The organism is Paenibacillus sp. P46E, from assembly GCF_001909095.1.
In the GTDB taxonomy this organism is placed as follows: Bacteria; Bacillota; Bacilli; order Paenibacillales; family Paenibacillaceae; genus Paenibacillus_AQ; species Paenibacillus_AQ helianthi.
Window position 1 is genome coordinate 169,404 of sequence record NZ_LVYZ01000002.1, and the last position, 12,019, is coordinate 181,422.

The 12,019-nt window shown below is 47.9% G+C and carries 3 protein-coding genes; all 3 read right to left on the minus strand.

Annotated elements, in window-relative coordinates; translation table 11 throughout:
* Positions 1-3: 3 nt before the first annotated feature.
* Genes A3849_RS02165 through A3849_RS02175 form a run of 3 tightly spaced genes read right to left on the minus strand, consistent with a single transcriptional unit; the run spans position 4 to position 11,993 of the window.
* Positions 4-10,104, minus strand: a complete 10,101-nt coding sequence (locus tag A3849_RS02165) for an RHS repeat-associated core domain-containing protein (protein ID WP_074109958.1) — start codon at positions 10,102-10,104, stop codon at positions 4-6.
* Between the two features lie 40 nt (positions 10,105-10,144).
* Positions 10,145-11,023 carry a hypothetical protein gene (locus A3849_RS02170; RefSeq protein WP_074109959.1) on the minus strand — a complete coding sequence of 293 codons (879 nt, stop codon included), beginning with the start codon at positions 11,021-11,023 and terminating at the stop codon, positions 10,145-10,147.
* A 16-nt stretch (positions 11,024-11,039) separates the two neighbouring features.
* Positions 11,040-11,993 (minus strand): hypothetical protein, encoded by a 954-nt coding sequence (locus A3849_RS02175; protein ID WP_074109960.1) that lies wholly within the window; start codon positions 11,991-11,993, stop codon positions 11,040-11,042.
* Positions 11,994-12,019: the final 26 nt, after the last annotated feature.

Below are 12,019 nucleotides of genomic sequence, written 5' to 3' on the forward strand. Positions count from 1 at the left end.
AGTTTAGGGTCTTGGACTCTGATTGATTTTTCCAGGAATTCTAGGCACTGGCATTCCCCCAAGCAACCCGTGTTGGACACGTTGTTCTACTGCTTTTGCTGCAGTCTTCATCGCTTCCTGTTGAGTATACCCGGCTGATTTTAAAGAATCAACCATAGCCTTTGAATACTCCAAATTTGTAGGCACTTCACCAAAATTTGCTCCGCCTCGTCTATATTGATTCCAAAACTGCTCTAAACTTTCATGTGCATTGTAGTGCGGGGAACCTGCTTCCGAGAAGGCGTTGCCTTCTAATTTTGTTGACATTCCTTTATTTGTGGGAATAACATCCCTATACGCAGCGTCTTGATTTAAATGATGGGCTTGTCCAGGCACACTTGTGTCTTTCTTCAGAATTCCATACTCATCCACGGCACCTTTACCCGTGCCCTCAGCATCACTAGCAAAATGCTGCAGGTCCAATTTCAGTCTACCCGGTCTAGGAGCGCTTGTCACAATTTCCGGTACGACATCGGCTACCTTACTCGCGGTCGTTCCTGCTTTAGCAACATCTGTTGCGACAGTTGCTGCTTCGACTGTTTTTTCGACCTTGGAGGCTGTTGCTACTGCTTTGAGCTCTCCCGCTCCCACAAAGAACGATCCGAGTGTCAGCACACTTTCCGTGAAGAATTTCGCTCTGCTTCTTGTATCGGCACTGTCTCCCGTTACATTCTTGCTCCATTCTGCACTAATCGCTCCGCCGATGGCCTTGCCGGTTTGGATCGGGTGGGCTACTGCTTGCCCCAGTCCTTTTACGGTCTCAATCGGATGGGCTACCGCACTTGTAATTCCCGTGACCGTTGATTTACCGAAGCTCCATGCTCCTTCTGCAATCCCTACCGCCTGATTGATGCTCCGGGCCAGTGGCGTGTCTTGCTTACGTGTGATATCCAGGCCTTTCTTGGTTTCGCTCAGGATATTTTTAGCTGAGGCGACGACCGGCTTGGAGGCATTAACCACTGCTCTGGTTGCACTAACAGCAGTTGCTTTGGCGGTACTTGCTACTTCTTTCGCCATACTGGCTACTTTTTTTGCGGTGCTGCTCAAGGCTGCTTGTGCCGATGTTACTGCGGCTTTTGCTGTAGTAACTACTGCGGCTTTCGCCGTAGTTACTACAGCCTTGGTTGCTTTAGCTGTGCTCACCACTGACGATTTCGCCGTATTCGCTACCGCCTTAGTTGTATTTATTACCGCCTGGGTCGCACTCACTACCGCTTTGGCGGTGTTTGTCCCTACAGCCTGGACTACTTTTGCCGTGGCTTTAGTCGCGGTAACAACTGCCGCTTTGCCCTTGCTCACCGCGGCTGTGGCCGTATTTGCTATCGCTTTCGCCGTGGTCACTACTGCTGACTTTGCTTTACTCACTGTGGCTATGGTTGTGCTTACCGCAGCTTTCGCCGTGGTCACTACTGCCGTTTTGACCGTGCTTGCCACTGCCGTGGTCGTGCTTACCACAGCTTTTGCCGTGGAGACCGCTGCTGACTTGACTGTGCTTGCCACTGCTTTCGTCGAGCTCACTACAGCATTTGCGACACTGCTTGCCACTGCTTTCGTCGAGCTCACTACGGCATTTGTGACACTGCTTACCGCCTCTTTAAATTTCCCGAAAATACTATGACCCGTCGGATCGACGAATTGAATCGGATCATTCTCCGCATAAGTATACATGTTCAAGCTCAGCGGATTTTTCTGTTCTCCCCAATAGCTGTCTTCTGAGATGAATCTTCCGGTATACGGGTTGTAGTAACGCGCCCGCAGGTAGTACAATCCGGTCTCCTTGTCGAAAAATTCGCCTCCATACCGGATCGGTTCATCTTTGGTTTCAATTGTCAGCGAAGCATTGCCAAAGGCGTCGTAATCATACTGGTTGACGATTGCACCAGCCTTCGTCACCGTCTGTACAACGTCACCGTGTTCATTATACAGGTAATCGGTCACTTGATTCGCTTTATCAAAATGCGCAATGTAGTTAATCCCCCGGATATAACGGTTGAGCATGGCGCCGTTCTCGCCCGTCTCCAGGATGACATGCTGACGGTCATACGTGTAATGCGTTGTCTGGGCCTTATACCCGTCCCTTGAGCTGCTGACGGTCTTCTCCCGCCGCAGTCCATCTCCGTCATATTGATAGGTCAAAGTTACCCGATTGCCTGCTTTTACCTTGACTGAACTTTTCAGCCGGTTGAAGCCGTCGAAGGTCTGGGTAACCTTTTCGATCATGCTGGCAATTTCTCCTGCTTGTGTTTCCCCGTATACAGAGCCTCCAGTGGATGTCCGCATACCGGAATTATGCTGCCGCGTATAGCTGACCTTCTGGCTGAGCTCATTGCCGTTGGCATCATAAAGATAACCTGTTGTCTTGAATATCACTTCGTTGCTGTCGGCATCCAGCATCTTCTCTTCCAATTGAACCAGCTCGTTCGTTGCCGAATAGACATACTGGCTCTTCTTCAGCTTATACGATACATCCTCTTTGGTTGCCGGGTCTACATACCCGCTTGGCTGCATAGACACATAGGTCTCCTGCATCGTAAGCCGATTGCCTGATCCATCATAGGTGTAGGCTGTTGTTTTGCCCGGTGATTCAACAAGCTTGATTCTTCCTTCTTGATCATACGTGTAGGTGGTGGTGCCATACCCGTCTTTTTTGGTTTTTTGTCTGCCTGCTTTGTCATATGTGTAGCTATAGCTGGAAATGACACTGCCATCCGGCTGTTTGTTGATTACGCCTGTTACGCGGTTGTTCTTATCATAGCTGTAAACTTCCTTGACTCCGCCCGAATGGGTAAACGACTGACGATTCCCGTTAGCATCATAGACATAGGTAGTCTTGTTCCCGTCGTAGGAAACCTGCTCCATCCGGTTGGACTTATCGTAGGTGTAGTTCGTGACATGACTCAGCTTGTCGGTCACACTCTTCACATTACCCACCGCATCATAGGTGTAGGCCAGCTCTGTCTCGCCGCCATTCAGTATCTTGAGCAGCTGATATAAGGCATCGTAAACATAGCTCCGTGTTCCGTTCTCGTCGGTCATGCTGATACGGTTGCCTACTTCATCGTAACCATAGAGAATCCGGTCTCCAGTCTCCAGCACCTTCACTTCAGTCAGTGCATTTTGCGGGTTATACGTGTATCGTGTCTTATTCCCCAGCGGATCTGTCATCGCTTGCTTGTTGAGTGCCAGATCATAAATATACTGAGTCATCTGATTGGCTGCGTCTGTTACAGCTCTTAACAAGCTGAAAGCCCCGTACTCGTATTGTGTAACCTTGCCCCGGCTGTCCTTCATAGAAAGCTTATTCCCTACCCGGTCATATTCATAAGTTACACTGCTGCCCGAAGGGTCAGTCACTTTTAACAAATCGCCTGCAGAATCGTAAGCATACTTGGTCACATTGCCCAGCGCGTCAGTCTCCTGCACCACATGTCCGAGCACATCATACGCATAGCTGAAGGTAAGCTCTTGTCCTGTACCGTTTGCTGCCGTCTCCGGATCTTGAACAGCAACCAATTGATTAGCCAGATTATAAGTAAATGCCGTCCCGTATCGATCCTTATCGGAGCTCTCCGCTGCATATCCTTTGGCATCCATGCGTTTAATGATATTACCATTCGCATCATAAATATTCTGCGTGATTACAGCGTCATAGGGATCACGAGTCAGTACAAGCCGGTTAAGCTTGTCATACGTGTACGTCATCTTATCACCCTTGCTGTTGATATCAGCCGTCTTATTGCCGCCTAGATCATATTCAACAGAGAATACATTCCCGGCTGCATCCGTCGTACTTACAAGACGGTTCAACGCATCATAGACATACTGGGTGATATTGTTCTGTTCATCCCGGACGGCCGTCCGGTTACTGACCTCATCATAGCTGAACTGCTTGTACACATCTTTACCATTGTATTTACTGATAATTTTGTCTACACGGCTTAACAGGTCATAGGTGTAGGTTACCGTAAAGAGATTCCGGTTCACCTGATCTTCGGCAAGATAGCCATATGCGCCCGGCTGGATCTCTTTCACCTTATTTCCCATAACATCATAGACATATCCGGTGATCTGATCGATTTTACCCGGATACTCCGGATCTTTCAGATTGGCCAGATTCGGGAGATCGGCTGAAGTATCGATATCCTGCTCATCCAACAGACGAATTTGCTTAACTACACGATTCTGAAGGTCGTATTCATACTTTACAATGTCATCGCCCGAGGAATCCCGCAATTTAACCACTTTCAGCAGATTGCCATTCTTATCGTATTCGCTCTTCGAGTAGAATCCGCTGTTATCCGCTGCAGTCATGAGCATATTATTGTCGTAATACGTATACGTATTTTCCAGATAATATGAGCTGTCCTTTGAGCTAACGAGTTTTTTCTTGACCAGATTGCCCGCAGCATCATAGCTGTATGTCTCTACGGAGTAAATATTGTTCTTACTGGAATCAAGCTCAATTGGGGCTCTCTTTTCAACCAGCCTGTCCGCAGCGTCGTATTTCAGTAGTGTGATACTTCCGCGCTTATCCTTCTCAGAGACAAGATTGCCTTTCAAATCATATTTGTATTCGACGGTATTTCCGTATACATCTTTGATTGACGTTTCTTTACCAAATGCGTTATAGCTGAACAGAGTTGCCCGGCCCAGCTGATCTGTCTGGGAGATCTTTCTTCCCAGCTTATCGTAGGTATACTGTATGCTGCTGCTGTCAGCAAACACTGCCTTGCTCAAGGTTCCGTCCGCCTGGTAAGCATACGTAGTCGGGTTGCCTCTTGCATCCGTCTGCTTGGTAACCTGGCCAAGGACGTTATATTCATACGTTGTGCTGTTCCCTATTGCGTCGGTCTCCTTTACCAGCTGGTCCAGGCCGTCATAGCTGTAGACCGTGCCTTTGGATGCAGCCAGGCTGCCTTTGTATTGAAGACCGTCCGTTGCCTTAATTACCCGGCCTTTCGCATCGTAACCTGTGTAGTTAACCCCGCTTCCGTCCGGAGATATGACCGCCGTCTGACGATTCATATTATCATACGTATAGACGGTGGCCGGAAGAGCGGACAGCAACGCAGGCTGGTCTTTATCTTCCAGGTACTGGTTAGGGGCAATCTCCCGGGTCAGGTTGCCCATAGCATCATACACGTACCGGGTTGTGGCGGTGCCGCCACCGGCGGCCGGCGCACTCTTGCGGATGATACGGTTCAGCTCATCATAATCATACCGGTAGGTACTTCCGAGCGGGTCTGTCTCCGCTGACATGTTCCCTGCAAGATCATACTTATACAGGGTAGTCCCGCCGGCTGGATCCGTCTTCTTGACCTGATTCATATCATAGTCATATTCATAGAGCGTTATATGACCGTTCGCATCCGTCTCACTGACCAGCTTATCCGCTTTGTTATATTGGAGCAGGGTTGACGAGAGCAGCCGCTCCGGATAGACAGAATCAAATTTAGCTCCGGCATAATAGCTTGAACTGATGTCCCCCGTCTTTATCAGTAATGACTTTTTGACAAGCCGCATCCGGTCATCGTACTCAAACCGGGTCACCTCATTGCTGTCTGCGCTCACCTTGTTCTGCTCGGTAATCAGATTTCCGGCAAGGTCATACTCCCGCTTCATCTCCCGGTCAAGCGGTCCGCTAACCTTAATCAGCTGTCCGGCTTTGTCATAAACATTCTCAATACGGTCGCCAGCACTTGTCCGGCTGATTTCTTTTCCGCTGCTTTTTTCGGCGCAATACAGGAAGGTCTCTTCGCTGATCGGCTGTCCGGCCTCATTAAAGGCAGTGCTGGTAAGTCTGTAATAATCCTTGCCCGCATCAGAGCGGATGTATTCTTTCGTTTCTGTCACATTTCCGGCTGCATCATAGGTGTAGTAGTTGGAATTGCCCAACTGATCCTGCTCCTCCAGCAGCTCGCCCTTACCGGAATAGCGGAACGTTTCGGTGGTTCCGTCCGGATACTCTTTTAGATAAGGCGTACCGAATACCGTATTATATACCTTAGTGGTTCGCCCTGCCTTGTCAGTCATGATTGTATACATATCCCCGGCAAGATCATACTCATAAGTCTCATGCGTACCATCGGCATAACGGGTCTGCTTCAGGTTGCCTCGTAGATCATAATCATAAGTAGTAGTTCTGCCCAGAGCATCCGTCTCCGCAAGCACATGGCCTGAACCATCGTAGCTCATCTGCTTCGTGAACAGCTTCGTGCCGTTTCCGCTGTTCAACTGTGCCGTTTGAGCTGATATTACAGCTACCGGGTTGTCCAGCACATCATACTGGTAGATTATGCCGACGGATAATTCCGGGTGCCCGGCATTATAGCCTTCACCGTCCACATCTTTGCTTACCAGCTCGCTGTTATCCGCATACTCTGTATAACCGATAACCTCCCGGTTTTTACCATCGAAGGAGCTTGTCTTCACCAGACGGTTCAGCGCATCATATTCATTCTCTGTGCCCGGTGCAATCTCCATAGACTTACTGAAATAACGGGGATCAACGGTCTTCATCAGGTTATCCTCGGCATCATAAGCATACCGGGTTATATCCCCCAGCGGATCAATCTGCTCAACCGTCCGGCCCATTCCGTCAAAGGTAAAGGTAGTGGTTGATTCTACCCCCTGAATCAGGGTTGTCTCGGCAGTCCGGTTACCGACCTTATCATACTGATAGGATGTTCTCTGCACAGCCTGTCCATTAAACGGCGCTACCTTCGTAACCATCTGGTTGCGGTAATCATAGGTATAGGTAGTCGTATTATAGCTTTGCCCGTCAAATTGCTGCTGTGAGAGCATATTCCCTTCGTAATCATAGGTCATCTTCTCTTCGGTAGTTCCGTGGACCACAGTTGCACCATTACCCGCAATCTCCTTAAGCGAGGTGGTCTCCCGAGTGACCCTATTGTCAAAATCATATTCGGTTGTACTGGTCCGCAGCAGGCTGCCGTCATTTTCGCCGTATTCAATAGCCTTGGTCTGGTTTCCATTGGCATCATATTCATAATGAATATGCCCTGACTGTGAATCATCAATAGCCGGGTATTCATCTGTCAGCTGTCCGATATTGTCATAGGCGTAGGTAACCCTTGAGGAATCGCGGTTTACTCCCCCTGTAAACTTACCTTCCGTATTCTTAATAACATTGCCTACAGCATCATACGACGTTGTGGAGTAATAATAATCCGTGGAACCCTCCTCATATAGTTTTTTGAGCGTATTCCTTCCAAGTTCATCATAGGTATACTCGGTAATTTTGCCCCCCGGTTCCTTCTGCATCATGATTTGATCATCAGCATTGTACGTGGTTGTCGTCTGATTGCCGAGCGGGTCCGTTACCCGTGTATTCCTGTCCAGATGATCGTACTCGAAATGAGTAGTATTGTTCCTTCCGTCAGTCGCGCTCATTTGATTGCCCACATAGTCGTAAGTATATAAACTTGTATAATAAGTGCTCTTGTCAGGAGTAACCTCCTGCTTAATCAGCTGTTCCAAAATGTCATAATAATAATTCTGTGTATACCCCGCTTCATCTGTAATGGACAATACGGTTGTACGGCTATCCGCATTTAACCGGTAGCTGAGCGTCGTAGTTCCCTTCGCTACCTTATCGCTTTCGTAAGCTGTTTTCTTGATTAGGCGCTGGCTGCTGTCGTACTCATAGCGGGTGCTGTTTCCGTTGGAATCCGTTTCTTTGGTCAGATTCTCGAAGGCATCATATTCCATGGCGGAAAGCGTGTGCCAGGCTCCCTGATTGAGTATGCTGCTCTTAACCAGCGTCCCTTCAATATCGTATTCATACAGGAAGCTGTTATTGTTCAGGTCCGTAAATTGTATTCTAAAGTTGGCATACGGATTGTCCTCATACCGGTATTCCATCGCTCGGTCATTGCCGAGTGTCTTTCGGGTCACGCGGTAAAGTGCGTCATATTGATAGGAGGTCTTAATGCCCTTAGGATCGGTCTCAAAGACCAGATTCCCCGTATTCATATCATAAGCGTACGTTTTGGCATTTTCTTTGCCGTTCCAGTACTGATATTCCTTGGTCAGATAAGCGCCTTGAGTATCCGTGCCGTTGGCATCACGCCCGTATTCGTAATAAGTAACGACATCCTTATCACTGTGCACCGTAGTCTTAATAAGATTGCCGTAGCTGTCATAGGTATGCTCTGTAATTTCCCAAGGATGATTCGGATCGCTATTCGATTTCATTTCCTTGGTCACATTGCCCTTGTCGTCTACCGTATAATTGATTTGACTGGTTGTGTCCGCATCCTGTTTCCAGGTTTTTTTCGTCAGTGCCTGAAATTTGCTGTAGTCATAGGAATACACCACCATATGCTCATCATTCAACGGATTTCCCAGACTGTCCCGCGCTGCCTCCGGTCCGACATAGTTAAGCAAATTACCATACTCGTCATAATGGAAGTTTTTAATTTTTCTCAGCGGATCGCCAGTGGATTTGCCGTCAACAACCGCGTAATCCTCCGTTACTTCCTTCTTCACCAGTTTCATTTCATCGCGCTCATTAGTAATTACCTGCCGATGGTCTTTTCCGAACTTTTCCGTTGCCATCAGGTCCTGCTTGCCGTTATATGTATATGTAGTTGTACTGCCTCCGGAATCGGTGATCTTGGTATAGTAGCGGTACGTATCTTTTAAATAGCTGTCATCGTTTGCTTTGTAGCCGGTTGTCCCGAACCCGTCCGCCTCATTAGTATAGGTGTAGGTTAGCTTTGACTTCACTTCTGCGGTGAACTTGTCCAGAAAATTAGCGGCAGCCGCATTATACCCCTTCTTTACCAAATCCTGCTGTTCAAAAATCTTTCTGATTTGCATACTGCCTTCATTCAGCCGTTTGGTGTAGGTATTATAAACATACCTGTACACATGATTGGTAGCAGCCTCACTGATCTGAACAAGATTCTCGTAGCGGTTATATACGGAATATTTCGTACCGTTATTGTAAGTAAACCCAAGATCCGGCTGTTCATACCACAGATGATATTTTATTTTTTGATCGGTACCGAACACACGCTGCAGGCGGGTCCGTATGACATGCTTGGAAGCCGAGACGAGTACGGCAGACTTGTCATAGATAATGGACTGGTTACCCGGTAAATGAACCACGACCTGGAATTTGTTCTTCAAATCCCCCGAATCGGTACTATTGGGATTTTGCGATGCCTGATAATAATCATCAGCCCCGTAGCTGTCCGCTGTAATCGGCCCTACGGTCAGCGAATGGTCCTCTACATAATCAAGAGTCACGACCCGCCCTACGGTATCAATGATTTTTGAGATCAGCCGTTTTGTAATGGCCTGACCATCCGTCGTATAGCTTAAAGTTGAATATTCAAACTGAATGGTGTTACCGTAGCGGTCGACAATGCCAAGAATTCTGCCGTCCTCGGCAAAATAAGTCTTCTTCCCCGCTTTATCCGACATGACATATTTGGAGACTCCGTCAGCCTGGCTGTTCTTAAATTCAGCGGATTCCTTGACCACAACGTCTTTAATCGTCTGGCCCTCAGGATAGTAGACTGGCACTCCGTTCTCTCTAAATTCTGCAAGGGTATAAATATCCCCGCTGTCCGTATGCAGAAATTTATAGCTGGTGCCGTCACTGTTTTTACGGATTTCCATCTCAGGAAAAGAGAATCTCATCCCGATGCCAAGATTGTAACGGTCTTCATCGAAGGAAGAGGTTGTGGCATCAGAGTACACGTAATCTACCCAGGCTCCATCAACGTATTTCACCTTCATCTCTTGAACGTTGGCGGTCTGATTCTTATAGATCCGTTTTAATTCCAGATCCAGGCCATTCCGGCCCGGCAGCACATAATCCGTCTGTACAATCGATAGTGAACCGCTCTGCGGACTGATCTCTTCCTCGGTCCTGTTGGTTCTCAGATAGGCCGGGGACAGCATCGTATCATACTGCTGCTTGGGGCCTACCAGATTATTTAGCCGTTCCTGCAAAGTTTCAGCATGTGCTGAAGGAAGAAATACTAAGAAAATTAAAGAAAAGAATAAGAATATACGAATGAATATTTTCAAAAACTGCACCCCCGGCAGAATTAAACTGGATAATAGATTGCTATTGTTTGTATTTCAGAACATAAAACTCAGCCAGAATGGCCTCATCTGACAAGCCCGCCTTCATTCTCTCAATGACAGTCTCCGGTGACTGGTTGACCTTCTGCGCCATGACAAAGGCTCTGGTCACCTCTGCCTCATCAAATTTACCTGGCTGTACATACTTCTCAAGCTGTTCGGCTGTCACCTGAATCCGGGGAAGCTGCTCCGGGTTCTGCAGGATATTCAGCTCAACGCAGACGTTGCTCCAGCTTGCGGCGGCAAGCCGTTTTGACACAATCTCGTCTACACTCTTTCCTGACACAAAAGAAATCCGGTCGGCGATCATAATGTCATCGGATTGCAGCTCACTGGAACTCATCAGGGCATCCAGATCCTTCATATCAAAAGACCGCGGCTGAAAAGGCTCGTGCTTCTTTTGATAATCCTTGAAAATCTCCTCCCAGCCGGCACCTGATTTTTTCTGCTTGAGCAGATTCTCCAAATCACTTTTCAGTCCATAATTCTGGTATAAGTAGTCATACGTAATTTCTACATTCTGCAGAGAATAACCCAGAGAAATCAGACGATCCAGCTCTTCCTTATAAACCTTTTGCACACGGAGTCCGGCAATGAACTGGTTATAGTTCTGATTCCCCGTATCCGGCGCGGCTGTTTCCGAGGCACCTTTATCTTCGCTCTCCTGATTAACCGCAGTCGCAGCCACACTGACGGATTTGCTCAGCTGTTGTGGATTCACTGTATCAGCCTGAGACTGTAACTTACGCTCTTCATTCGGCTGCTGAATCACTTTGTCATAGGCGAAAACAGCAGTCTGCAGCACAAATACACAAATAAGAGTGAAGATAATGATTTTCGTGCGTTTACTTCTTTGCTTCATTGGTATAGTTCCTCCATTAGCGATGGTTGGGATCAATAGACTCCATTTCCTGGCGTAGGTGCTCCGCCGGATTCACCGGCTTCACACTTTCCGCTCCGGGAACGGGAACATCAGGTAGTACAGCGGCTTCCTGTTTATCATTTGGTGCAGCTAAGGCAGTTTTCCCGGCGGCAACACTTCCGGTATCCTTATTCTTAACCAAGTTATTTTGCAGCTTGTCGAGCATATCCTGTTCTAGCTTGTCCAAGGTAATCCATTCCTTATTGCCAAGCTCTATCTTCTTCAATTCTCTTGTTTGCTCATACTTGTCTTTATCCTTGCGGTATTCCTGCAGATCGAGGTTAAGCTGGATATCAAGCAGGTATTCATTCAAGACAGCCTGATAGGAACCGAAGTCATCCTTCAATTCCAGCATAAAGGCGACCGCCTTCTTCTCTTCAAATAGCTGTTGAAGATTCTGATAGGCCGCACGCTGCTCCTGCTTCTTATCCTCCCCTGCCTGATTATCCTCCCCCGGCCGGACAGGCGCGGCAGACGGCTTGAGAGATACTGCTTCATTACCGCTGACCATTTCGTCCAGCTGGAACATTACCCGTTCAACAAGCATTCTGGCTTCCGTGATTTGATCGTCTGTAAATCCTTCTGTCTCCAGCTGCTGTATGAATTCCGCATCCAAGCCGGACTCAGCCATCAGACTGCTCCGCCTCTGCATTTGTTCCTTCAGCTTGCTTGAAGATACCTTTTCCAGGGAATTCGTGACCTCATTCCAGTCCAGGCCTGTCTTCCTAAGCTTGAGAATTTTATTGACCGGGACCCCTGTTGTATTAGATATCTCCGCAGCCGTTTCCCGGTCATCCGCTGTCAGGGTCATCTCGAATTTAGGATGAGGTATAAAGTTGACCGCTATTTCCGTCAAGAGGGCTATGCCGACAAAGACCGCTATGAGCCTGCTAGGTAGTTTTCGTGCCACGTTTGGTGCCTCCTAAAGAGTAATTC

Coding starts and splice junctions, on each gene's coding strand:
- A3849_RS02170 (WP_074109959.1), bottom strand. CDS start 11,023: ATGAAGCAAAGAAGTAAACGCACGAAAATCATTATCTTCACTCTTATT.